The organism is Streptomyces sp. CB02261, assembly GCF_001905665.1.
Lineage (GTDB): Bacteria > Actinomycetota > Actinomycetes > Streptomycetales > Streptomycetaceae > Streptomyces.
This window is the reverse complement of the sequence record NZ_LIVX01000005.1, coordinates 55,948-79,891: the sequence shown is the minus strand read 5'-3', so window position 1 is coordinate 79,891 and position 23,944 is coordinate 55,948. Positions and strand designations below refer to the sequence as shown.

General features: G+C 74.7%; 13 protein-coding genes. 8 read left to right on the top strand and 5 right to left on the bottom strand.

The genetic code is table 11. From position 1 onward, the window contains the following. Window positions 1–106 precede the first annotated feature (106 nt). On the top strand, window positions 107–4,840 hold the full coding sequence (locus tag AMK29_RS37175) for a DEAD/DEAH box helicase (protein ID WP_241845479.1): 4,734 nt from the start codon (window positions 107–109) through the stop codon (window positions 4,838–4,840). A 71-nt stretch (window positions 4,841–4,911) separates the two neighbouring features. On the opposite strand, the gene AMK29_RS17810 is transcribed toward AMK29_RS37175, so the two are convergent. Next, a complete protein-coding gene (locus AMK29_RS17810) occupies window positions 4,912–5,505 on the bottom strand; it encodes a hypothetical protein (protein ID WP_073814004.1) in 594 nt (197 codons plus the stop codon). A gap of 72 nt (window positions 5,506–5,577) precedes the next feature. On the opposite strand from AMK29_RS17810, the gene AMK29_RS17805 reads away from it, so the two are divergent. Next, window positions 5,578–6,201: a hypothetical protein gene (locus AMK29_RS17805; RefSeq protein ID WP_073814003.1), complete on the top strand. Its 624-nt coding sequence runs from the start codon at window positions 5,578–5,580 to the stop codon at window positions 6,199–6,201. 39 nt (window positions 6,202–6,240) lie between these two features. On the opposite strand, the gene AMK29_RS17800 is transcribed toward AMK29_RS17805, so the two are convergent. Next, complete coding sequence (locus AMK29_RS17800) at window positions 6,241–11,079, bottom strand: hypothetical protein (RefSeq protein ID WP_073814001.1); 4,839 nt, start codon at window positions 11,077–11,079, stop codon at window positions 6,241–6,243. A gap of 189 nt (window positions 11,080–11,268) precedes the next feature. On the opposite strand from AMK29_RS17800, the gene AMK29_RS17795 reads away from it, so the two are divergent. Beyond that, entirely contained in the window at window positions 11,269–12,294 is a 1,026-nt protein-coding gene (locus tag AMK29_RS17795; RefSeq protein ID WP_073814000.1) for a LacI family DNA-binding transcriptional regulator, read from the top strand. Window positions 12,295–12,460: 166 nt separating this feature from the next. Here AMK29_RS17795 and AMK29_RS17790 read toward each other — a convergent pair whose 3' ends face one another. Then, on the bottom strand, window positions 12,461–15,238 hold the full coding sequence (locus AMK29_RS17790) for a glycosyl hydrolase (RefSeq protein WP_073813999.1): 2,778 nt from the start codon (window positions 15,236–15,238) through the stop codon (window positions 12,461–12,463). 225 nt (window positions 15,239–15,463) lie between these two features. Between AMK29_RS17790 and AMK29_RS17785 the strand changes: the two genes are divergently transcribed. The 4 genes from AMK29_RS17785 to AMK29_RS17770 all read left to right on the top strand — a co-directional run bounded on the left by AMK29_RS17785 (window position 15,464) and on the right by AMK29_RS17770 (window position 20,228). Further along, window positions 15,464–16,777, top strand: a complete 1,314-nt coding sequence (locus tag AMK29_RS17785) for an ABC transporter substrate-binding protein (protein WP_073813997.1) — start codon at window positions 15,464–15,466, stop codon at window positions 16,775–16,777. An 88-nt stretch (window positions 16,778–16,865) separates the two neighbouring features. Continuing rightward, window positions 16,866–17,831 carry a carbohydrate ABC transporter permease gene (locus AMK29_RS17780; protein ID WP_073813996.1) on the top strand — a complete coding sequence of 322 codons (966 nt, stop codon included), beginning with the start codon at window positions 16,866–16,868 and terminating at the stop codon, window positions 17,829–17,831. Further along, window positions 17,828–18,766 (top strand): carbohydrate ABC transporter permease, encoded by a 939-nt coding sequence (locus AMK29_RS17775; RefSeq protein WP_073813995.1) that lies wholly within the window; start codon window positions 17,828–17,830, stop codon window positions 18,764–18,766. Before AMK29_RS17780 ends, AMK29_RS17775 begins: the two co-directional genes overlap by 4 nt. A gap of 58 nt (window positions 18,767–18,824) precedes the next feature. Beyond that, window positions 18,825–20,228, top strand: coding sequence for a GH1 family beta-glucosidase (locus AMK29_RS17770; protein WP_073813993.1), 1,404 nt, complete (start codon window positions 18,825–18,827; stop codon window positions 20,226–20,228). Between the two features lie 88 nt (window positions 20,229–20,316). Here the strand turns inward: AMK29_RS17770 and AMK29_RS17765 are convergent, their stop codons facing one another. Both AMK29_RS17765 and AMK29_RS17760 read right to left on the bottom strand, forming a co-directional pair. Further along, complete coding sequence (locus AMK29_RS17765) at window positions 20,317–21,687, bottom strand: carbohydrate-binding protein (RefSeq protein ID WP_073813992.1); 1,371 nt, start codon at window positions 21,685–21,687, stop codon at window positions 20,317–20,319. A gap of 130 nt (window positions 21,688–21,817) precedes the next feature. Continuing rightward, window positions 21,818–22,765, bottom strand: a complete 948-nt coding sequence (locus AMK29_RS17760) for a LysR family transcriptional regulator (protein ID WP_073813990.1) — start codon at window positions 22,763–22,765, stop codon at window positions 21,818–21,820. Between the two features lie 225 nt (window positions 22,766–22,990). Here AMK29_RS17760 and AMK29_RS17755 point away from each other — a divergent pair, with 225 nt between their 5' ends. Further along, on the top strand, window positions 22,991–23,656 hold the full coding sequence (locus tag AMK29_RS17755; RefSeq protein WP_073813989.1) for a GOLPH3/VPS74 family protein: 666 nt from the start codon (window positions 22,991–22,993) through the stop codon (window positions 23,654–23,656). Window positions 23,657–23,944 lie beyond the last annotated feature (288 nt).

Genomic DNA, 23,944 nt, shown 5'->3' with positions numbered 1-23,944 from the left:
CCGCCAACCGGAGCCCGTCCGGAGCCCGTTGGACGATCGAGGACCGCCCGCCTCCGTATACTGAACGCGCTCGTTCCATCACGTTCCGCGTACGGAGGGTCTCCTCTTGGGTGGTCGTCCTCAGCTCGCCGACGACGTCCGGCACTCCGGCGCCTCCACTGCGGCCGACGTGCGGCCCCCGTGGCACGAGCGGGCCAGGGGGGCCGTCCTCGAAGGCCGGTTCGATGCCGGGATCGTGTCCGAGGCCGAGCGCCTGGCCCGCGCGGGGCAGCTGACGCGAGCGGACCTGCGGATGCTCCTGCTGGTCACGGACGACCACCCCGGGTGGCTGCCGGCCCGCCGTCTCGCCGTCGAGGGTCTCGAAGGCACGCCGGAGGTGCCGCAGCAGGTGCTCACGGCGCACGCGCAGATCGAGTCCTGGCCGCCCCCGACGTACGACGAGTCGGCGGAGCACCAGGCGAACGGGCACGTGCTGCACACGGCCGCGGTACGGATCGGCCCGGTCGGCGCGCAGGTGACCGGCCCGGCGCGGAGCGCTCCGACGGCGGCGCTGGCCCGCCGCTCCGCCGCCGACGCGTTGCTGCGCCGACTCGCCGGGACCGAGGGCCCGGCGGGGCGGGCGGGAGGCGCTCGCCTCACCGTGCCGGGCATGGGCACGGAGGCCTTCGAGTCGCTGCTGCACGCGCGGGTCGCCACCGCGGAACCCGGCGAGGCCCTCACGGCCGAGGTCGCCCGCCGGGCGGCCGCCGCCCGGCTGAGGCACCGGGACGTCCAGCTCCTCCTGTTCGGCGCGCGAGGCCCCGCCTGGCGCCAACCACGCCTGTGCGCCCTGCGGGTCGCCGCCCGCATGCAGTCCGCGGCGGCCACCCTGCTGCGGCGGCACGCGGAGGAACGGGGGGCGCAGGCCCTGCACACGGTCGTCCCGTCCGAGGAAGGCTTCACCTGCCGCTGGACGTGGGAGGGCGGAGCCGGGGCGGAACCGGTGGACGGCCGCGCGGCGGTCGACGGCGCGGGGTTACGGGTCGACGGCCGGGTGATCGACGGCGGGGGCGGTTCGGTCCACGGCCGGACGGGCGACGGTCGGGCGGTCGACGAAGCGGGCGCAGTGGGCCGCGGGCCGGCGGTCGACGGTGTGGGCGCTTCGGGTCGCGGCCGGACGGGCGACGGCGAGGGCGGTTCGGTCCACGGCCGGACGGGCGACGGTCGGGCGGTCGACGAAGCGGGCGCAGTGGGCCGCGGCCGGACGGTCCCCAACGCGGATGCAGCGGTCCACAGTCGGGCAGTCGGCGACGCGGCCGTCCCGGTTCACCGTCGGACGGTGCGGGGTGCCGAGCGGTGGGCGCGCGATCGTCGGCAGGCCGTGCACCTCGGCGCGGTCGCTCTCCTCGCGGAACTGACGGGGTTGCCCGAGCCCGAGACGGAGCGGGCACCGGACGACGCGGGGGCGCGACCGGCGGCGCGGATCCAGCCGGTGCCGGAGGGCCAGGATCCGGTGAAGTACCTGAACAAGTACACCCAGTTGGACCTGATCTCCAAGCCGGAGTCGACGTTCGCGGCCGCCCCGAAGAGCGTCTTCTGCTCCTACACGTGCACGCATGTGCGTACGGGAGCCGAGGTGCGGGTCTCCTGCCGTGCGAGGACGAGGGGGGACGCCCGCCGCGCGGCGGCGTCGGCGCTGATGGCGGAGCTGGTCGCCGTGGACGCCGCGCACACTCCCCCGGCGCGGCCGGCGGACACGGCTCACGATCCGGCCGCCGTACAACTCCCGACGGCGGGAGACACCGCGCGCGTCCCGGCCACCGCGCCACCCCCGCGGGCCGCCCACCCGTCGCGCGATCCGGCCGCCGTCCCCCTTCCGTCGGCCGCCACCCTGCCCCGGCCACGGCCCGTCCCCTCCCCGGTGCCCGGTGCCGCGGGCAGCGGCGGTGGCGGCGCCGGTCGCCCCTCCCCCGCACCCGTCTCGCGGGTTCCGGTCGCCGACGTCGTCCGGGAGGCCCTCGCCGCCGGATGCGCCGTCACGTTCCTCCCCGCCGAGGGCGGCGGCGAGCCGGCCGGGCTGCTGCTCCACCGGGCCGACGGAGGTCCGATGCCGGACGCCGAGCTTCCGGCGCCGCTGTCCGTCGCGCGCCGCCGGCTCCTGCCCGCGCCGGGGTCCGCGCCCGTGCCGGTGGTGGGGTGGCGTGTCCCGCTGGACCGGGCCGTTCCGGTCCTGCTGCGGCGCGACCGGGCCGCCGGATGGCATCCGACGGCGACGGGGTGGGAGGAGGCGGCCCGGCTGGGGCTCCGGGCCGTCGCGGCGGGGCTCGTCCGTCCGGCGCTCTCCGTCGACGGCGTGGACCGGTGGCGGGTGGGACCGCTGCCGGTCGCCCTCGCCCGGGAGGTGGAGGAGCTGTCCCGTCGTACCGCTCCCCACCCCGTGGCGGAGACGTCGCCGGGTACGCGGGAGACCGTGCCGGCGTTCCTCGACGCCGTCGCCGACATGATGCTCCGGCCCCCGGCCGCGGCCCTCTTCGGCGCCGGCCCGTTCCTCGGGCCGACCGGCCGACCGCTCCCCGAGGCCGACGTCGAGCGGGTCCGGCCGTGGCTGGACATGGTGGAGGACCGGCTGGACAGCGGTCCGCCGCCCGGACTCGTCGTCGAGTTCGCCGCCCCGTCCGAGGAGGACGCCGTCGCGGGCCGCCTGACCGGCCGTCTCCTCGTGGCCGTCGACCCGTCCCGGCCGGACCACGAGGTGGCCGCGGCCCTCCTCGGTACGGGGCGGGGCGTGGAGGCGGGCGTCGAGCCGTACCACCTGCGGGAGCGGGTGCGGCGGCGCCTCGAACGCTCGGTGCGCCGCTGCGCGGTCCTGTCCGGGCTGCTCGCCGCGCCCGGAAAGCTGGTGGCGGACGCGGCGGGGATCGCCCGGCTCCTGGAGGCGGAGACGGACCTGGCCACCGAGGGTCTGGTGCTCCGCTGGCCGCCCGGACTGCGCGACCTGCTCTCCGCGCACACGGTCGTCGGCGCGGAGACCGGCACGGGCACGGAAGGCACCGACCGGGCGGACGCCGTGCCCGGCAGCGGGGCCGCCGACGGGGCGCCGAGGTTCAGCCTCCAGGCGCTGCTCGACTTCCGCTGGCAGTTGGCGCTCGGCGGGGACGTGCTGAGCGAGGCCGAGATGGACGAACTCGCCGAGGCGGCCCGCCCCCTGGTCCGGGTGCGGGGCCGCTGGGTGCTGCTCGACCCGCTCACGGTCGCGCGGGTCCGGCGTCGGGAGATCGGCCGGCTCGCCGGGATCGACGCGCTCACCGCCGCCCTCACCGGCACGGTGGACGTCGACGGCCGGACGGTGCCGTGCCGGGCGGGCGGAGACCTCGCCGGGGTGGTCGACGTCCTGCGCCGGGGTGAGCACGCGGTGCCTGTTCCCGCACCGGCCGGGCTCGCGGCCGTACTCCGTGGTTACCAGGGGCGGGCGCTCTCCTGGCTGTCGCACACCGGCGGGACCGGGTTCGGCGCGGTCCTCGCCGACGACATGGGCCTCGGCAAGACCCTCACCGCCATCGCGTACACCCTGCACCGGTACGAGAACGGGCGTCGCGGTCCGGTGCTCGTGGTGTGTCCCTCGTCGCTGGTGACGAACTGGGAGCGGGAGTACCGCCGGTTCGCGCCCGGGCTCGACGTGACCGTCTACCACGGCAGCCGGCGCAGCCTGGACGCCGCCGGGGACCGGACCGTCGTCCTCACCACGTACGGCGTCCTGCGCCGCGACACCGCACTGGCGGAGCGCCGTTGGGACCTGGTGATCGCGGACGAGGCCCAGCACGCGAAGAACCACGCCTCCTCCACCGCCCGCCGTCTGCACGCGCTCACCTCGACGACACGGCTCGCGCTGACGGGGACCCCGGTGGAGAACAACCTCTCCGAGCTGTGGACCCTGCTCGACTGGGTCAACCCGGGCCTCTTCGGCTCCCTGAAGGCCTTCCGGTCGCGGTACGCGGCCGCCGCCGAGCGTGACCCGGACGGTCCGGCCGCGCGCGCCCTCGCCCGGCTGATCGCACCGTTCCTGCTGCGCCGCAGGAAGACCGACCCCGGCGTCGCCCCCGAGCTGCCCGCGAAGGTCGAGACCCGGCGGATCGTCGAACTGACCCCCGAACAGGTCGCCCTGTACGAGGCCGTCGTCCGCGAGACGATGGAACAGCTCGCCGACGCCCCGTCCCTCGCCCGGTCCGGCCTGGTGTTCAAGCTGATCACCGCGCTGAAGCAGATCACCAACCACCCCGCCCACTACTGGGGCGAGGAGCACCCGGGCCGGGCCCGCGCGGGGGAGTTCACCGCCCGGTCGGCCAAACTGGAGGCGCTCGCCGAACTCGTCGGGACGATCACCGGGCGCGGCGAGGCGGCGCTCGTCTTCACGAGTTACGTCACCATGGGGCGGCTGCTCACCGAGCACCTCACGCATCTCGGCCATCGCCCGTTGTTCCTGCACGGCGGCCTGGACGCCCGGCGGCGGCAGGAGCTCGTCGACGCCTTCCAGGCGGGCCGCTCGCCGCTGTTCGTGCTCTCGGTCAAGGCGGGTGGTACGGGCCTCACCCTGACCAGGGCCAGCCATGTCGTCCACTTCGACCGCAGCTGGAACGCCGCGGTCGAGGACCAGGCCTCCGACCGTGCGCACCGGATCGGGCAGCGGCAGACCGTCACCGTGCACCGCCTGATCACTCGCGGCACGATCGAGGACCGGATCGATCAACTCCTGACCCACAAGCGGTCCTTGCAGGACACGGTCCTCGGCAGCGGCGACACCGGCCTCGCCCGACTCAGCGACCGCGACCTCGCCGACCTCGTCCGCCTCGGAGGCTCGCGGTGACCGCCACGGCGCCGCTCCGGCTCCTACGGCCGCTGCCGGACGCGGCGCCCCCTCCGGCCTCCGGACGCGGACTAGCCGATGGAGAGGACCCGGTCGGGGCGACCGCCCGGGGTGATGTCGACGTAGTGGGACACGCCTCCCGCGGTGGTCATGCGGATCCGGTCCGGAGCCGTCCACGCGGTCTCGCGGAGTGCGTTGTCCTCGGAATCGCCGTTGAAGCAGCCGACGCGCCAGCGGCGCTCCCGAAGGCGGCTCCCTTCATGGACGTAGACGCACCGGACGGGGTCGATGGAGGCGCTGCCCGACATCACGACCAGCCGGCGGTCGCCCGGGCCGGGGGCCGACGCCGTCGCCACCTCCTCGTCCGAGTCGCCGGACAACGCGGAGGCCACGCCGCCCAGAAACAGTGTCGGGACGCCGACGACGAGCAGCATCGTGACCAGGGGTACGCGCAGCGAGGACTTCGTCAGCCCCAGCAGGACCGCCCCGGTCAGCGCGGCCAGGGCGAGTCCTCCCGACAGGAGGACGTACTCCCGGAGCGTGAGCAGCAGGACCAGAGCGCCCTCGCCTCCCGCCTCGAGTCCGGCCACGGCCAAGGCCCCGAAGGCGACCGCCAGGGTCAGCAGCAGGAAGGCCGACGGCTTGCGCCAACGCGTGAAGTTCATGATCCCCCGAACGATGTGGATCACGCAGCCTAAGGGAGAGGGACCGCATTGGACCAGGACCGGGGACACGGGATGACCGACGGGGCCGCGCCGCTGCCCCGGGGTGCGGGTGACGGCGCCATGTCCGTACTGGACGGGCTCGGCGACGCGCCGCCGTCGCCGCTTCCCGGTCTGGAGGTGCTGCGGGCGCTGGTGGCCGACGCCGCTCATCGCGCGGCCGTCCTCCTCGACGGTCCCGGCGACGCCCCGACGGGGGCGGACGAGGGGGTCGACGACGTCACCGCCGACGTCGCCCGCTTCGTCGCCCGCGGCGGAGACGCCCACCTGGAGGCCGCCGCCGAGCGGCTCGGCGTGACACCGGGGCGGATGCGGCTCCTGGCCCTGGCACACCGGTACGGCGGGCGGGCCGCCGTCGCCACCTTCCTGGCGCCGCGGCCGGCCGACCCCGACGTCCTCGCCTCGGCCGAGCACGCCGTCCAGCCGCTCCGTCCCTCCCCCACCGCCCCCGTGGAACGGCACCACAACCACCTCACCGACGCGCCCGCCCGGGTCCAGCTGCGGTACGGCCCCGACCTCCGCTGGCACCCCTACGTCGAGCGCTACGGCACCTGGCAGCCGGCCGGCGAGCCGTGCTCCGATCCCGCCGCGGCGTACCGCGCGGCCCGCGCCGCGCTCCGGGCGTCGCCCGGGAGGTAGGCGCGGGGCCCGCAGGGGCCCCGTCCCGCGGGCCGGGTGTCACCGGCCCCGCTCCCACGCCTCGGCGAACATCTCGTGCAGGGGCGCCGTCGGCAGCACCCGTCCGAACGGTGCCCGGATCTCGTTGCCCCACAGCGGGCGCACCAGGTGGCTCGCCAGCTTCACGGTCTCCAGCGGCAGGTGCGGGGCCTTCAGCTCGGTCCACCCGCCGGGCAGGAAGAGGGTCCGGCCGGCCCGTGCCCGCTTGGCCTCGATCACCGCGCCCGTGGTGAGGAGTTCCGCCCTCACCTCCGCGTGCCGCTTGGTCGTCCAGCCGTTCCACCGGCGCACGTCCCGGTCGGTGGGGGCCGCGAGCGTGGCCAGCTGGAGGTACAGCGCGGCCGCGTCCGGACCCACGCCGAGTTCCTCCGCCGCACGCGCGACCAGTTCCGGGCAGGAACGACGCGGGTCCGCCTCGTACGCGCCGTCCGGGACCGCTCCCGAACGCGCCCGGTGCCGCATCCGGTCGAGGCCGCCGCCGCTAAGGAGCGGCGCGACCCGGTCGAGCGCCTCCGCGAGGTCGGTGATCTCGCGGACGCGTCGCCACGCCTCGGGGTCCGCGACCTCGGCGGGCCGCAGGAAGGCGGCGCCGCCGGGAGCGCACACCACCAGGGGGCCGGAGTCGTACGCGAGGGCGGGAGGCTTCTCGTCCTCGCGGCGGTCCGTCGCCACGGGCATCCGCGCCGGCCCGAACCGCTCGGGGATCGGCACCGTGGTGTCCTGGATGTGGCCGTCCGGCAGCTCCAGGAGCAGGTCCGGGCGGGCCAGTTCGGCCCGCAGCCGGTCGTGCAGGACGGCCGCGCCGGCCGTCGCGGGGTCGCCGACGGGCCGGTCGGTCCACGCCCACACCAGCGCGCTCGCGATCCGCAGGAGCGGAAGGCCCACGGGGGTGCCGTAGCGCACCTCGGTTCCCTCCGGAGGGAGTGCCCGCACGTCCACGCCGGGGCCGTACCGGCTCGCCACGAGCTCCCAGCCGGCCGCCTGCACCGTGGTGTCCTCGGCGGCGTCGTAGCCGCCCGCGAGGCGTCGGGCCCACACCTCGGAGAGTCCCAGCGATGCCTCCAGCGCGTCGGCCGCCTCGTCGTGGACGACGGGCAGCACACCGAGCAGCTCCCGCCACACCCCGGCCATCCGCTCCACGGCCGCCTCGACCCCGCCTGCCTGCCACAGCACGGCCGGGTCGTCGGGCAGGGCCGCGGCCAGGACGGCCCTGCGGCCGGCGGCCCCGAGGCGCTCGCGCAGTTTCTCGTAGGCCTCGACCGTCAGTGGGGTCGCCCTGTACGGCGCCTTGCGGGCGAGGGCACGGTCCGCGTCCCGCTCCGACCTGCCGACGAGACCCGCGACCACCAGCCTGGCCACCGCTCGCCGTACGCCCGTCAGTTCGGAGAAGCGCAGGGCGGCCGACTCCGGCACGGGGACGGGGCCATGGGCGTCGATCGCCGCGAGCAGCGCCCGCAGCCGGGTGGCGTCGTCCCGCTCCACCCGTACGAGCCGGGCCTCCGGGGCGGCCTTCGCGACGGGGTCGGCGTCGCCCGGTGCCGGGGCGGCGGGGGCGACGAACCAGCAGGCCGCCCCGCCGTCCCACACCCCGGCGGAGGCCACGGCCGTCCCGCCCTCCCGCAGGGCGTCCAGGGGCGCGGAATCGGGCGTGCGGCCCACCCACCAGCGGCTGCCCTCGCGGGCGAACGGCTGGTCGGCCCAGGTGTCGAGGAGCGCGATCAGCGCGGTCCGCTCCGCGTCCGGTGTCGGCGCCACCGCCGCCCGCCAGGCGACGGCGTCGATCGAGCCGAGGAGCTGGGACCAGTCGTGCGGCGGCGCGGGCGGGGAGAGCCGCCGCACCTCCTCCACGATCGTCCCGGTGAGGCAGGCGCCGTCGGCGGCCAGGGCGCTCAGGGTCGCCGGCAGGGCGACGTCCGCGGTCCGGCGCCAGGTGTCGTGCCCCTCGGACGTGAGACCGAACAGGGCGGGCACCAGCTCGGTGTCCGGAGCGGTCCGGCGCGGCGGCGCGGGCGGCGCCTCGGCGAGCAGGGTGACCCGGCGGTGCAGGGCGCGCCGCCGCTCCTCCACCCGGGCGGCGCGCACGGCCACCGCCACGACCGCCTCGCGGAGGACCGGGTCGGTGACTCCCGGCAGCTCCCGCGCCACGGCGGCGCGCAGCACCTCGGCGTCACCGTCGAGGGCGGCGGTCAGGAGCGCGTCGGCGGTCGCGCTCCCCACGGTCCGCAGCGCACGCGAGCCGGCCTCGTCACGGGTCCGCAGCAGGTACCAGTAGGCCGGGGGCAGGGCCATACCCTGGGACACGGTCACCCGGCGGTTCACCCTCCCCCAGCGGTTCCGGGGCGTCCGGTGCCCGTCCAGTTCCCACAGCAGGTCCCCGTCGGCGGTGTACGCGCGGACGCCCGTGCGGGTCTGCGCCTCGGCGAGGACCACGTCCTCGACCGCGCCCTCCGGGGGCGCCCAGAGCCCCCAGGGCTTCTGGCCGGGCCGGTCGATGTCGAAGCGTGCCGTGCGCCCGTCGACGCTCTCCACCAGGAAGTGGTCGGGCGCGTGGTCACGGTGCCGGGTGCGGTACAGGATCCGGGTCCCTACGAGTCCGTCCCGGCTGCCGAGCGGGGAGTCGTCGAGTCCCGCGGGCAGCGGCGCCAGGTGCAGGGCCTCGTGGGCGAGGGACATGCCGGTCTCGGACGGCTCCGCCGCCGGATCGGGGTTCGGGGCCCGGCCGGGGAAGTCCGGCAGGGGCGTCGCGCCGCGCCGCTCGCCGGTGACCGGGTCGACGACCTCCCACGGCTGCCGTCCGTAGACGGCGTTGGTCCAGATCCGGGAGCCGTCACCGAGCTGCAGCTCGTCCCCGTCGATCCCGTCCGTGTCGCCCGGGCGCGTCACCCGGAGGCCCCCGTGCCGGCCGCCTCCGTCGGCGGTCTCGAACTGGAAGCCGTACGCCCCGTCCAGGCTGCCGCCGAAGGGCACCATGCCGCCCAGCTCGACGGGGGTGAACGGCGCCTCCGGGCGGTCGGCCCAGAAGGCCGTGTCGCAGTAGTGCGGGTCCGGCTTGAGGCTCCAGCTCACCAGGAAGGAACCGCCCACGTGGTGCACGGCGATCATGGTCGCCTCCACGGGCACCGTGAACCGGCAGGAGCCCCGCACCCCATGGGGGTCGACGGCGACGGCCCGGTCGCGCCCGAACACCGTGAGCACCGGCCAGGTGCAGGTCACGCCCTCGACACCGGGCGGCCCGTCCACGCCGAGCGGCCCGGCGTCCCCGGCCGCCGAAGCACCGTCACCCGCCCCTTCCCGCGCGTCCGCTCCCGCACGGACGCCGTCCGCCCCGTCGCGCCCCGCCTCCGCACCCTCGCGAACCGCCTCCGCCGCGAACTCCGCGTACACCGACTCCAGGGCCGGCCAGGCCAGTTCCTCCGGCAGTCCGGCCGCCAGCGAGCGACGCAGCGCGCCCGCGGCCGAGGCGTCCGCGAGGGCGTCGCCGATCCCGTCGAGCGCCGTCACCGTCGGCCGGTCGAGGAGGGTCTCCAGCTCGGCCACGGCCTCCTCGGCCCCCGCCATGCCGCCGGCTCCGACGGTGTCGAGGAGCTTGCCGACGCGGGCGGCCACCTCCTGGGCGATGCCCTCGTTCCCCGGGAGCAGCGTCACCGCGCTGCCGGGCTTGCGCACAGGGATCATGAACCCGTCGGGCAGCAGCCCGGCGTGCACGGCCCCTTCGAGGCGGGTGCCGAACACGGGGTCGGCGGCGAGCGCGGCCAGGTCCCGCCGCGACCGCTCGCCCCAGAAGTGCATCCGCGTCTCGGGGCCGGGGTCGACGACCGTGGCCCCGGCGGCCAGGCAGGCGTCGAGGACGTCCGCGTCGAAGCCCTTGTAGTGGTGCCGGGTGGTGTGGAGGGTCACCGGCTGCCCCGCCGCCCGCAGACGTGGTCCCAGTCGGTCCACCAGGTCGAGGAACTCGGGCGGGAGCGCCTGCCGTCCGACGCCTCCGCGGGGCTGCTGCGCGTACTGGTACATGTGGACGAAGTGCCCGACCCAGTGGTGCAGTCCGCCCTCCGGCACGATCCGCCCGGACTCCATCGCCCCGGTCGCCCCACAGCCGATCAGCGTCCGCAGCCACGCACCGCCGTCGGTGACGCCCTCCGGGAAGACCTCGACGAGCCCAGCGGCGACCTCGTCCGTCGGCGGATGGGCCGTCAGGACCGGCTCGGCGGCGGTGAGGAGCGCGTCCGGTACGGACTTCTTCCGGGCCACCGACACGATCGCGCCGACGACTCGGGCCACCTCGTCCTCCCCGTGCCCGGCGGCCTTGGCGGAGGCCCGCACCCGGCGCACGAGGTCCGCCGGCAGGTCCGCCTTCGAGCCCGCCCACGCGGTCAGGAACGCGCCCAGGGCCGCGTGCGCCTCGGCGGGCTCCAGGGTCTCGGCGAGGAACCTCTGGTGCGCGCCGAACTCCTTGGCCGGCATGGCGCCGCCCCGGGCGAACAGCAGTCCGTTGCCCCGGCGGTAGGCGGGGTCGACCGGGAGCGCGTGCTCGGCCTCGGCCGTCCGGGCCGCCACGTACGCCCGGCCGCCCGGACGACTCCCGTAACCGATCAGCCGGTGGCCCACGGTGTCCCAGAACCAGGGCAGGTGCGCCGGCGGGAGCCGCCGCGCCCGCCGGGCCATGGCGTCGACGAACGCGCCCGGCTTGGTCCAGGACCGGTTGAGCTCGGACGCCATGTCCCGGATCAGGTCGCGCGCCGCCGCGGTCGCTTCCGGGTCATGGGCGGCGACCCAGTCGGCGTACGTCGTCGAGGTGTGCGTACCGTCGGAGGGCAACAGGGCTTCGAGCGAGACGATCATGCTCCGGATCGTCGCACGACGCACTGACAACGCCGCCCGCGAGAGGAGGGTCGTACCCTCCGCCCAAGACTCTTGGGAGCGCTCTCAGAACGGCCGGGGCTACGGATATCCTGATCGACGACACGGACCCACGAACCGACAGGATCCGACAGTCCGCAGACCGTGCCACGCAGCCGAGGAGCGCCCGCCTTGCCCGAGCAGACCACGGGGCCCCGCCCCACGCTGGAAGCCGTCGCCGCTCGCGCCGGCGTGTCCCGCGCCACGGCCTCCCGGGTCGTCAACGGGGGCGCGGGCGTGCGTCCTCCGCTGGTCGAGAAGGTGCGCAGGGCCGTCGACGAGCTCGGTTACGTGCCCAACCACGCCGCGCGCACGCTGGTCACCCGGCGCAACGGGGCCGTGGCGGTGATCATCGCGGAGCCCGAGTTCCGCATCTTCTCCGATCCGTTCTTCGAGCAGCAGGTGCGCGGCATCAGCCGGGAGCTGGCCGCGCACGACACCCAGCTGGTGCTGCTGTGGCTGGAGGGGCCGGGGGACCACGAGCGGATCGCCCGCTACCTGGGCGGCGGGCACGTCGACGGCGCGCTGGCCTTCTCGGTGCACAACGACGACGCGTTGCCGGCCGTGATCGACCGGACCCGCATCCCGGTGGTCTTCGGCGGACGGCCGGACCCCGGCACGCATCCCTCGGTGCCCTTCGTCGACTGCGACAACCGCGGCGGCGCCCGCGAGGCGGTCCGGCACCTGGTGGGTCTCGGCCGGCGGACCATCGCCCACATCTCCGGGCCCGACGACCAGACGTCCGCGCTCGACCGGCTCCACGGCTACCGGGACGTCCTGATCGACGCCGATCCCGCCCTGCTGTGCCGGGGCGACTTCACCGAGGAGAGCGGCGCCCGCGCCATGGCGGAGCTGCTCGACCGCAGGCCGGACGTCGACGGGGTGTTCGTCGCCAACGACCTGATGGCGTCGGGCGCTTTGCTGACGCTGCGGGAGCGGGGCGTGCGGGTGCCGGAGGACGTGGCGGTCGTCGGCTTCGACGACATGGACTCGGTGGTCCGCAGGACCTCGCCCGCCCTGACCACCGTGCACCAGGACATCGAGGGCATGGGCCGGCTCATGGTGAAGCTGTTGATGCGGCTGCTCGACGGGACCGGCCCCGCCGTCCCGGAGTCCGTGATCACTCCGACGTCCCTGGTCCGCCGCGACTCGGCCTGACGCCGGGCCGGCCACGCCGGGCCGGCCACCGCCGGACCGGGCCGGGAGCACGGCGCCGGGAGCACGTGGCCGGGAGCGCGTGGAGCGGCGGGCCCCGGTGTGACACCGGGGCCCGCCGCCTTACCGCCGATTCCGCCGAATCGACGGGTTCCTCCTGGTCCGGTGGTCAGTCGTAGGGGATGACGACCACGGACCGGTCCGTGCCTGTCTGGAGCCGCGCGTCCCCGTTGCCGATCGCGCTCCAGACCTCCAGGCGGACCGTGCCGCGGTTCAGGTTCCCGAGCGTCCCCGTGGCGGACTTGAGACCGCGCCCCTGGGCGTACTCCTCCCAGCCCGTGACCGGGTCGGTGGCGAAGTAGTGGTACGTCTCCGTCCGCTCGAAGGTGCCGTCACCGGTGAGGTCGTAGCTGATCCGGGCCTGCTGGCCGAGTCCGACGGAGGTCCCGGCGTCGACCTGGAGGCGGAACGCGGTGGCACCGCCCGCCCTGAGCGTGCCGTTGACGCCCCTGGCCTCGTAGACGAGCGGCCGGTTCGGCGTGCCGTCGTGGTTGCCGCCCTGGGCCGAGGCGATGGTGTCGCTGCCCGCCGTGGCGCCGGTGGCCGTGGTGAGCGCGCCGCCGGTGCGCAGCTGGAAGGTGTTGCCGGTGCCCGGCTCCGGCTCGGGGTCGGGTCCGGGGCCGCCCGTCCCGCTGCCGGTGGCGGTGGAACGCGCCGGAACGGAGAGGGACTTGCCGTCGGAGAAGGTGACGGTGCGGGCGGTGGAGCCGTGGTTGTGGGCCACGTACGTCCGGGTCGTGCCCTTGGCGAAGACGGCGGAGGTGGGGATGGATCCGGTGACCGTCGCGTCGGGCGCGCCGAGGGTGTCGAGCGCGGTGAGCCAGTGGTAGGTGTGGGCCTTGGACTCGCCCGCCTCCGGGGTGTAGCCGGCGTGCCCGGCGTCCCACTTGGCCTTGGCGGCGGCGGGGTCGGCGAAGGACTGGAACTCCCAGAGGATGTCGCGCCATTCGACGGCGGGGCCGCCGTTCTCGCGTTCCAGCTCGGCGATGTTGCGCCGGACGGCCTCCTTGTGTCCGCCGAGGTGCAGCGAACCGCCGGTCACGGGCAGGACGTTGATGCCGTGGATCTCCTCGGGGTTGGCGGTCCACCAGGTGGAGTAGGCGGCGCCGCTGCCCCACACCATGCCGGCGGTGTCGTGCTGGAAGGAGCCGGGGAAGACCTGCTGGTCGGCGTCGAACCAGTACTGGGCGATCGCCTCGCCCTCGGTGGTCAGCAGATAGGTGCCGAGGTCACGGAGCTGGGTGTTGCCGGTGGCCGAGCCCCAGAGGACGAGGGCGGCGCTGAGGTTGGTCGACTCGGAGGAGGACTCCTGGTTGTTGCCGGCCGCGAAGCCCTGGTGGCCGCTGGCCCAGCTGTGTCCGGCGTAGACGTCGAAGCCGCGGAGGAAGGGGTAGGCGGTGTCGGTGCGGCTGGGGTTGGCGGTGTCGCGGACCAGCGTCTTGACCATGGCGCCCCAGGCGGAGTCGGCGGCCCAGCCCGCGTCGTACTGGGCGACGATCGCCGCGGCGTACACGTAGTAGCCGTAGTGGAAGTGGTGGTCGTTGAGCTCGGTGTCGCTGCCGTAGGACGCCGGGTAGCCGGTGAGGGTCTTCCAGGTCCCGTCGTACGAGAACTCGCTCGCCCCTCCGGCCGTGAACCAGTCCTGGAGGCGGCCCTTGATCTGGCCCAGCAGCTTGTCGCGGAGCGCCGTCTCACCGATCTGGTCCGCGAGCGGCACCAGCTGGGCGAGCTTGCCGAGCGCCTTTCCGGTCCAGTAGGTGTCGACGGCTCCGGAGAAGGGGTCGGCGGAGTTCGCGACCTCGTTCAGGTAGCCGCGCAGCCGGGCGGTGTCGACGCCGGTGCCGCCCGGCAGTCCGGGCAGGGTGGCGGCGGCCCGCTGGGTGGTGGTGAAGGTGGCGGACTCCCTGACCTTCATGGTGCCCCGGGGCGAGACGTACGTGTACGGGGTGAGCGGGTCGGTGGTGTGCAGCCACTGGTGGCGGTAGAGGGCCTGGAGCGCGCCGCGCTCGGTGCCCTCCTTCGCCTCGGTGGTGAGGGTGTAGGCGGCCCGTACGGTGCCCGCGTCGTAGCTCCAGTTCACGGTGGATCCGGTGACGAAGCTGAACGCGTACTTGCGGTAGGTGGCGAGCGCGTCGGTGGAGGGCAGGACGGCGACGGAGAAGTAGTCCTTGCCGCCGAGGCCCGCGGTGATGGTGGAGCCGGAGACGGTCCAGTCGGTGCCGCCGGGCGCGAAGAGGGCGTAGTGGTGGCCGGCGACGGTGATGCCGAGGACGTTGCCCTGGTCGGCGAAGACGGCGGGCGCGGTGGCGGTGGTGATGCGGGCGTCGCCGCCGGTGCCCTTGGCGTACACGAAGGGCATGCCGTGGCCGATGGTGGTGCGCAGGGTGCGGGCGCCGTCGGACCAGTAGGGCGTGACGGTCCAGTCGGACCAGGCGTCGGCCTTGGTGTCGGGTGAGTTGAGGCCGGTGAGGCCGAGGGTGAGGTCGCGCTTGTGGGCGAACTCGTACTGGCGCCCGTCGCCGACGACGGCGGGGGTGGTCGGGTAGCCGATCTCCAGTCCGCCGGCGACGGCCTGGTAGGTGAGCGGGTGCCCGTACATCGGGGTGGAGTACGGGTTGTCCCCGTACCGCTGGAAGGCGAGGGACGACCACCAGTCGTTGGTGGGGACCGGCTTGCCCTGGGCCGCGGCGGTGACCTTGGGGGTGACCGGCGCGCCGGTGTTGGTGGTGGGGCCGGAGGTTCCGGCGGGGCGGGTGTCGGAGTAGCTTCCGGCGCCCGTGGGGACGGGGGCCGCGGCCGCGGGGGCGGCGGCGGGGCCGAGTCCCAGGGCGGCGAGGGCGGAGACCAGGACCAGCGCTGCGGCCGGTTTTCTGCGGGGGGCTGGCATGAACGGCACCTCATGTCGTCAGAGAGCGCTCTCAAGTCGCCGGAAACGTAGAACCGCCGAAACGCGTGTGTCAAGAGATTGAACACAGCGAGGAGTTGAGGCCTCTTCTCGTCCGTTACGCCTTCGAGCCTTGACGGATGGACCCCTCCCCAGGCACGCTCCCCCCGCACGCTTGAGAGCGCTCTCAGAGCCTCTCGCTCGTTCCGGAGCCAAGGGAGGCTTCCCATGCCCATCGCCCGAGCCGCCAGCACCACGAGGAGAGCCGTCGTCCGACTGGGGGCCCTCGCGCTCACCGGCGCCCTGCTCGCCGCCTGCGGAGGGACGTCGGACGGCACGTCCGCCGACGGCGCGGGGGGCGAGGTCACCCTCACCGTCGACCTGTTCGGCTCCTTCGGGTACAAGGAGGCCGGGCTGTACGCCGAGTACGAGAAGCTCCACCCGGGCATCACCATCAAGCAGACGGACACGGAGGACGAGGCCGACTACTGGAAGTCCCTCCAGACCCGCCTCGCGGGCGGCGGCGGACTCGCCGACATCCAGGCCGTCGAGGTGGGCCGGATCGCCTCCGTCGCCCAGCAGCAGGCGGACAAGTTCGAGGACCTGCGGAAGTACGGCGCGGACAAGCTCAAGGACCAGTTCGCCCCGGCCAAGTGGGCCGCCGCGACCGGCAAGGGCGGCGAGGTGCTCGGCCTCGGCACGGACGTCGGCCCCGAGGCCATGTGCTACCGCACCGACCTCTTCAAGCAGGCCGGACTCCCCACCGACCGGGAGGTGCTCGCCGAGAAGTGGTCCACCTGGGACGGCTACCTGGCGCTCGGGAAGCAGTACAAGGCGAAGGCCCCCGGCAGGAGCGCCTGGCTCGACAGCGTCGGCAGCCTCTACTCGATCATGATCGGGCAGGAGAAGGAGCGGTACTACGACGCCTCAGGGAAGCTGATCTGGGAGGACAACCCCGCCCTGCGCACCGCCTGGGACCACTCCGTCAAGGCGGCCCAGGACGGGCTGAGCGCCAAGCTCGACCAGTGGTCCCCGCAGTGGAACCAGGCGTTCTCGGCCGGCTCCTTCGCCACCATCCCGTGCCCCGCGTGGATGCTCGGCTACATCAAGGGCCAGGCCGGTGAGGCCGGCAAGGGCAAGTGGGACGTCGCCACGCTCCCCGGCGGGGCCGGCAACTGGGGCGGTTCCTACCTGGCGGTGCCGAAGGCCGCGAAGCACAAGAAGGAGGCGTACGAGCTGGTGCAGTGGCTGACCGCGCCCGAGCAGCAGACCAGGCTCTTCGAGAAGCAGGGCAACTTCCCCTCCGCCACCGGCGCGATCGCGAAGGTCGCCGGCGCGAAGGACCCGTTCTTCTCGAACGCCCCGATCGGGCAGATCTTCGGTGACGCGGCGAAGGCGGCCCCGGTCCAGGTGCTCGGGGTGCACGACCAGAACATCGCGCAGCAGATCACGAACGCGCTGAGCGAGGTCGAGCGGAAGGGGACCTCGCCGGAGAAGGCCTGGTCGAACGCCAGGAAGGGCGTGGAGAACACGATCGGCTGACCGGACCCGCCTCCCACGGGGCGCCCGCACGAGCCGGGCTCAGGGCGCCCCCCGACCCCTCCCCCGCACCCCTCCGAAGGGCCGCACCGTGACCCTCACCGCATCCGAGACCCCGGCCCCGCCGAGGCCGGTCCCGCCGCCCGCGCGGCGGGGATCCCTCCGGCGGGCCTGGCAGACGTTCTCGCCGTACGCCTACCTCGCCCCGTTCTTCACCCTGTTCGCCGCCTTCGGCCTCTTCCCCCTGATCTACACGGCCTTCGTCTCGCTCTACCGGGTGGAGCTCCAGACGCCCGGCACGATGGAGTGGCGCGGCCTCGGCAACTACACCGCGCTCCTCGGCGACGAGTACTTCTGGACCTCGCTGCGCAACACGTTCACCATCGGTGTGCTCTCCACCGTGCCGCAGCTGGTGATGGCCCTCGGACTCGCGCACCTGCTGAACTACCGGATGCGCGGCCGCACCTTCCTGCGGACCGCGGTCCTCCTGCCGTACGCGACCTCGGTGGCCGCCGCCACCCTCGTCTTCGCCCAGCTCTTCGGGCGCGACTTCGGCCTGATCAACTACGCCCTCGGGCTGGTCGGCGTCGACCCCGTCGACTGGCAGAACGGCACGGTCGCCTCGCAGATCGCCGTGTCCACGGTCGTGATCTGGCGCTGGACCGGCTACAACGCGCTGATCTACCTGGCCGGCATGCAGTCGATCCCGGACGAGCTGTACGAGGCCGCCGCGATGGACGGCGCCTCGCGGTGGCGCCAGTTCTTCCACGTCACGCTGCCGGGGCTGCGGCCCACGATCCTGTTCACCGTGATCGTCTCGACGATCGGCGCGACCCAGCTGTTCGGGGAGCCGCTGCTCCTCGAAGGGTCCATCTCGGGCGGCATCTCGCACCAGTACCAGACGCTCGGCCTGTACATGTACGAGCAGGGCTGGGGCTTCTTCCACCTGGGCCGGGCCGCCGCCATCGCCTGGGTGATGTTCCTGCTCATCGTGGTGCTCGTCGGGGTCAACGCCCTGTTCGCGCGCCGCCGTTCCCGCAAGGAGGCCGGCCGATGACCGCGCCGATCGCCCCGGCACCGGCCCCCGCGCCGCAGGGGCCCTCCGACCCGCCCGCCGCTCCCCGGGCCTCCGTACGCGCGCGCGTACCCCGGCGCGGTGCGTCCCGGGCGGGCCGCACCCTGCACGCCGGTCCGCTCGCCTACGCGATCCTGATCGTCGCCGTGCTCTTCTCGGCCTTCCCGTTCTACTGGACGATCGTCGCCGCGAGCCGCTCCAACGCCGACCTGGCGAAGGTGCCGCCGACCCTCCTCCCCGGGCCCAATCTGATACGGAACTTCGAGGCCGTCCTGGAGGAGGCGGACATCGGCAAGGCCCTCCTCAACTCCCTCATCGTGTCCGGCTCGATCACCCTCGGCACGGTGCTGTGCTGCACGCTCGCCGGGTTCGCCTTCGCCAAGCTCCGCTTCCGGGGCCGCGGGGCGCTCCTCGCGATCACCGTCGGCACCATGATGATCCCGCCGCAGCTGGGCGTGATCCCGCTGTTCATGCTGATCGCCGAGCTCGGCTGGGTGAACCAGCTCCAGGCGGTGATCCTGCCCGGCCTGGTGTCGGCCTTCGGGGTGTTCTTCATGCGCCAGTACCTGGTGCAGGCCCTGCCGGACGAACTGATCGAGGCCGCCCGGGTCGACGGCGCCTCCACCGCCCGGATCTTCTGGTCGATCGTGGTGCCGATCGCACGGCCCGGCATGGCCGTGCTCGGCCTGCTGACCTTCATGGCCGCGTGGAACGACTTCTTCTGGCCCGTCGTCGCCCTCACCTCCTCCGAGCCCACCGTCCAGGTCGCCCTGCGCCAGCTGGGCGGCGGATACGTCCACGACCAGTCCGTGATCATGGCGGGCACCCTGCTCGGCACCCTGCCGGTGCTGCTGGTCTTCGGCCTGCTCGGCCGGCAGATCGTCGGCGGCATCATGCAGGGCGCGGTGAAGGGCTGACCGGCGCGCCGCCCACCGAATCCCCCTCAGACGTCTCACCCCAGGGAGCTCCCACCCCATGACCGCGCTCGACGCCCGCACCGACACGACGACCGCTCTCCGGTTCCCCGAGGGGTTCCGCTGGGGCACCGCCACGGCCGCCTACCAGATCGAGGGGGCCGCGGCCGAGGACGGCCGCACCCCGTCCATCTGGGACACGTTCAGCCGTACGCCCGGCAAGGTGCGCAACGGCGACACCGGTGACATCGCCGCGGACCACTACCACCGGGTCGACGAGGACGTCGCGCTGATGAAGCGGCTCGGCGTGACCGACTACCGCTTCTCCGTCTCCTGGCCCCGGGTCCAGCCCACCGGCCGCGGCCCCGCCGTGCGCAAGGGACTGGACTTCTACCGGCGCCTGGCCGACCGTCTCCTCGACGCCGGGATCCGGCCCGTGGCGACGCTGTACCACTGGGACCTGCCGCAGGAGCTGGAGGACGCGGGCGGCTGGCCGCACCGGGAGACCGCGTTCCGGTTCGCGGAGTACGCGGCCGTCATGGCGGACGCCCTGGGCGACCGGGTCGCGACCTGGACGACCCTCAACGAACCCTGGTGCGCCGCGTTCCTCGGCTACGGCAACGGCGTGCACGCCCCGGGCCGCACCAGCGCCCTCGCCTCCCTGCGCGCGGCCCACCACCTCAATCTGGCGCACGGGCTCGCGGCGCGGGCGCTGCGTGGTGCCCTTCCGGGCTCGTCGGAGGTGTCCCTGACCCTCAACCTCCATGCCGTGCGGGCCCTTTCCGGCGCTCCGGAGGACGTGGACGCGGCCCGCCGCATCGACGCCGTCGCCAACCGGATCTTCCTCGACCCCGTCTTCCACGGGCGGCTCCCGGAGGACCTGGTCCGCGACACCGCGTCGGTGACGGACTGGTCGTTCGTCCAGGACGGGGACCTGGCGACGGCGGCGGCGCCGCTCGACTCGCTCGGCATCAACTACTACTCCCCGTCCGTCGTCGCGGCCGGCACCTCCGAGTCGCCCTCGCCGTGGGCGGGCGCGGAGCGGCACGTACGGTTCGAGCCCGCGCCCGGGCCGCGCACCGCGATGGACTGGCCGGTGGACGCCACCGGGCTGCACGAGCTCCTGATCCGGCTGCGGGACGAGCTGCCGGACGTACCGCTGGTGATCACCGAGAACGGCGCGGCGTACGAGGACTACGCCGACCCGTCGGGCCGGGTGAAGGACCCGGAGCGGGTGGCGTACCTGCACGCGCATCTGGCGGCGGTGCACCGCGCCCTCGCGGACGGCGCGGACGTGCGGGGGTACTTCGTGTGGTCGCTCCTGGACAACTTCGAGTGGGCGTACGGCTACAGCAAGCGGTTCGGCATCGTGCACGTGGACTTCGCGACCCAGCGCCGCACGCTGAAGGACAGCGCCCGCTGGTACGCGGAGGTCATCGCGCGGGGAGGTCTCGCGGAGGCCTGAGGTCCGCGTCGAGCGGGGGTGCCAGGAAGGGGGGCGCCGCGAAACCCCCCACGGGTTCGCGGCGCCCCCGGTCACCGACCGTCCGGGCTCACAGCCGCTGCCAGAGCGCCGGCACGTTCGACGGCTCCCAGCCGGTCTGGGCCTGGTGGCCCTGGAGGCAGCGGTAGCTCGCCCCGCCGTACGTGACGACGTCGCCGGCGGCGTAGACCTTGCCGGCCGCCCAGGTGCCGCCCGGTTCCGGTTCGCCGGGGCCGGGGCCGGGGTCGACACCGGTGGTCCGGAGGGTCAGGCCGTAGTTCTGCAGCAGGGGGTTCAGCGGCTGGAAGTAGGTCGTGCCGCCGCTGGAGCAGTTGCCCGAGCCGCCCGAGGTGACGCCCTGAGCCTGGCTGCCGGAGATGTACGAGCCGCCCGAGTCGCCGGGCTCGGCGCAGACCGTCGTACGGGTCACCCCGGAGATGGTGCCCTCGGGGTAGGTGACGCTCGTGTTGTGCTGCTGCACGGTGCCGCAGTGCCAGCCGGTGGTCGAGCCCGAGCGGCAGACGGAAGCGCCGACGGGCTGCAGCACCGAGCCGGTCACCTGGATGTTCGCGCCGCCTGCGCCCTTGACGTACGGGGTCGAGGTCCAGCTGGAGTTGGCGGCCACCCAGGCCATGTCCTTGCCGGGGAAGACCGAGCCCTGGAAGCTGCCCTGGGCCACCTGGTTGAACCCGCTGGTGGTGGTGCCCGCACGGCCGCAGTGGCCGGCGGTGGCGAAGCCCTGGGTGGTGCCGCGCGTCACGGCGAAGCCGACCGAGCAGCGGCCGCCGCCGCCCATGTAGTACGCGTCGCCGCCCCGGATGTCGTGGAGCGGGAGGGGGGCCTCGCCGGTGCGGACGACGCGGACGAGGCCTCGGGGGATCCCGGCGGTCTCCACGAGCCGCTCGCCGGCCCCCGCCCGGGTCTCCTCGACGACGAGGACGTTGGTGCGTACGTCGACGTAGCGGACGGGCGCGTCGGTGGTGGCGGACCGGTCCAGGGCCTCCTTGGCCCGCTCCAGGGCGGTCAGACCGTGCGTCACGAGTCGGGCGCGGGCGCCCGATGCGCGTATCGCGGCCGTGTCGGCGGCCCGGGTGGTGGCCACGGTGAGGGTGCCGGCCTCGGCGCCGTCCAGCCACGCGCCCGCGTAGGCGGTGCCCAGGTCCTGGCGGAGCCTGGCAGCGGTGGCACCGGCCTCCGCCTCGTTGGCGAGGCGGGTCAGCGCCTGGGAGTGGGTGAGTCCCAGGTCGCGCCGCATGGCGGCGAGCAGTTCGGGCCGCGCGGAGTCCGCGCCGAGGGCCTGGGCGGCGGTCCTGACGGTCGCGGTGCGGTGCGGGCCCTGGTCGTCCGGGGCAGCGGCGGCGGAGCCGGCCTGGAGTCCGGTCAGCGCCATTCCGGCGGCGACGAGGGCGGTACACGCCGTGCGGGCGTGTCGTCGGAGCATGGGGTGTCTCCTCGGTTCTCGGTGGGGGATCTGCTGGAACCGTAGGGATCCCGCACCGCCGAGCGGCAGTTACCGGTCGGCCCCTGCCATCGCGTTATGCCGGGGCGGCGGACGGCGCCGGGGGTACGCCTCAGCGTGGGCTGCCCTCCCGGGGTGTGGGAGCGGGCGCGCGGCCGGCGCTGGTGGCCAGTGCCTCGGCGTGGGCGGCGCGGGTGTGGGCGAGGACGGCGGCGGCCCGGCCGGCCGCGCGGCCCTCGGGATGCCAGCCCAGCAGGTGCCGCCAGACGAGCGGGGTGCCGGCGAGGGGGCGGGTGACGAGTCCGGGGGTGACGGGGAAGGTGGCCCGGCACAGGCCGACGGCCCGGCCGACCTGCACCAGGTGCACACAGGAGGCGGTGTCCGTCTCGTACACGCAGGCCGGGGTGAACCCTGCCCGTACGCACGCCGCCGCGAAGCAGTCACCGAAGCAGCCGTCGCCCGGTACGTCGGTCCAGGCCTCCGCCGCCAGTTCGGCCAGGTCGATCTCGGCGCGCCGTGCCAGCGGATGGTCGGCTGCCAGCATCACGTACACGGGATCGCGGGCGACCTCCGTCCACGCCAGCCGTCCCGCCTCGGGCGGCCCGCTCTCCCCGCAGACCCCGACGAGCGCGAAGTCGAGGCGCCCGTCGGCGACCCCGCCCGCGATCTCCCGCTCCGACCACGAGGTGTACGTGGTCAGCGGCGCCCCGGGGTCGGTGCGGGCGATCCGGTCGACGAGGCCTCCGAGCAGCGGCCCGTGGGTGCCGCCGAGCCGGTAGCCCTCGGCCCCGTCGCGCGCGAAGCGCACCGCCTCCTCCTGCAGCTCGCAGACGGCGGGCAGCACCACCCGGGCCCGGTCGAGGACCAGGTCCCCGAGCGCCGTGGTCCGGACGCCCTCCCGCCCCCGTTCGAACAGGGCGCCGCCGAGGGCGCGTTCGATGCGTTTGAGCTGAGCACTGAGCGCGGGCTGCGCGAGTCCCAGCGCGGTCGCGGCCCGTGTGAGGCTGCCCGCGTCCGCGATGGCCCGGATCGTCTTGAGGTGCCGCAACTCCAAGTCCATGACGAGAGCTTGACGCCCGCACCCGCTGCGGTCCAGACCAAAGCGGTCACGCCTCGGGGGGTCCCGCCCGGTCGGCGGGCGTCGGCGCAGGTCGGAGGGGGCTGCGGTCCCGTCCGGGGAACCGAGGGCGGGTCCCGGTCGTCCTCAGGGGCGAAAGGGTGCCGGGCGGGCGGATGGCCGTCCCGGCGCCGGAGACGGCCGGATGTGGAAGGCAAGGGGTGTCGGGTGGCGGTCACGCTCGCGGAGGAGATCATGCTGCTGTCGCTGGACGACGAGTCCGGGGCGGCGAAGGAACGGCAGTCCGCCGCGTGGGCCGTCGCGGGGGGCATCCTGCTCGATCTCGTGCTGGCGGGGCGCGTGTCGGTCGACGACGGGCGGGTGCGGGTGACGGACGCGACGCCCACCGAGGTCCCGCTCCTCGACGAGCGGCTGCGGCAGCTCACCGTCTGGTGCGGAAAGAAGAGCAGGGCTCCGAAGGTCACGGAGTGGCTGACGAAGGACCACGGCAAGGCCGTGAAGGCGACGGTGGAGAGCCTGCGCGAGCGGGGCCTGGTGCGCGAGGAGCAGCACCGGGTGCTGGGCCTCTTCCCCGTCACCCGCTACCCGGAGGCGGACGGCTCCGTCGAGCGCGAGCTGCGGGCCAGGCTGAGTGCGGTGGTCCTGGAAGGCCCCACGCATCACGCCCGCACCACCGGCCTCCTCGCCCTGATCCATGGCGCGAAGCTGCACCGTCTCGCCTTCCCCGACGTGCCGCGCAAGGAGATCGCGCCGCGTCTGGAGGAGCTGACGGCCGGCGAGTGGGCGGCGGAGGGCGTGCGCCGGGCGATCCGTGACATGCAGGCCGCGATGGTCGCGGTCACGGCCGCCACGGTGATGACGGTCACCAGCTGAGGGCGCCGGGGCCGCGTCTCGCGGCCGGGTCCGGGGCGCTCACCGCCGGGCGGAGAGGGCTCGGGCTCCGCGGTCCGGGGATGACTTCCCGGTCGCTCCCGGCACGACGGGGGGGCCGGGCGCGGCGTGGTCCCGGGGTGTTCCCGGGGCACTCCTGGCACGACGGGGAAGGCCGGGCGTGGCGTGGTCCCGGTATGTTCCCGGGCGCTCCCGGTCCGACGGGAAAGGCCCGGCGCCGCCTGGTCCGGGGCCAGGGTGCGGGTCTTCGCGTTCGCCCGGTGCGCCGTT

What these genes read in the sequence shown, in the direction of transcription:
- AMK29_RS17810 (WP_073814004.1), bottom strand. Translation starts at nt 5,505, where the DNA reads ATGAACTTCACGCGTTGGCGCAAGCCGTCGGCCTTCCTGCTGCTGACC.
- AMK29_RS17805 (WP_073814003.1), top strand. Translation starts at nt 5,578, where the DNA reads ATGACCGACGGGGCCGCGCCGCTGCCCCGGGGTGCGGGTGACGGCGCC.
- AMK29_RS17800 (WP_073814001.1), bottom strand. Translation starts at nt 11,079, where the DNA reads ATGATCGTCTCGCTCGAAGCCCTGTTGCCCTCCGACGGTACGCACACC.
- AMK29_RS17790 (WP_073813999.1), bottom strand. Translation starts at nt 15,238, where the DNA reads ATGCCAGCCCCCCGCAGAAAACCGGCCGCAGCGCTGGTCCTGGTCTCC.
- AMK29_RS17785 (WP_073813997.1), top strand. Translation starts at nt 15,464, where the DNA reads ATGCCCATCGCCCGAGCCGCCAGCACCACGAGGAGAGCCGTCGTCCGA.
- AMK29_RS17775 (WP_073813995.1), top strand. Translation starts at nt 17,828, where the DNA reads ATGACCGCGCCGATCGCCCCGGCACCGGCCCCCGCGCCGCAGGGGCCC.
- AMK29_RS17770 (WP_073813993.1), top strand. Translation starts at nt 18,825, where the DNA reads ATGACCGCGCTCGACGCCCGCACCGACACGACGACCGCTCTCCGGTTC.
- AMK29_RS17765 (WP_073813992.1), bottom strand. Translation starts at nt 21,687, where the DNA reads ATGCTCCGACGACACGCCCGCACGGCGTGTACCGCCCTCGTCGCCGCC.
- AMK29_RS17760 (WP_073813990.1), bottom strand. Translation starts at nt 22,765, where the DNA reads ATGGACTTGGAGTTGCGGCACCTCAAGACGATCCGGGCCATCGCGGAC.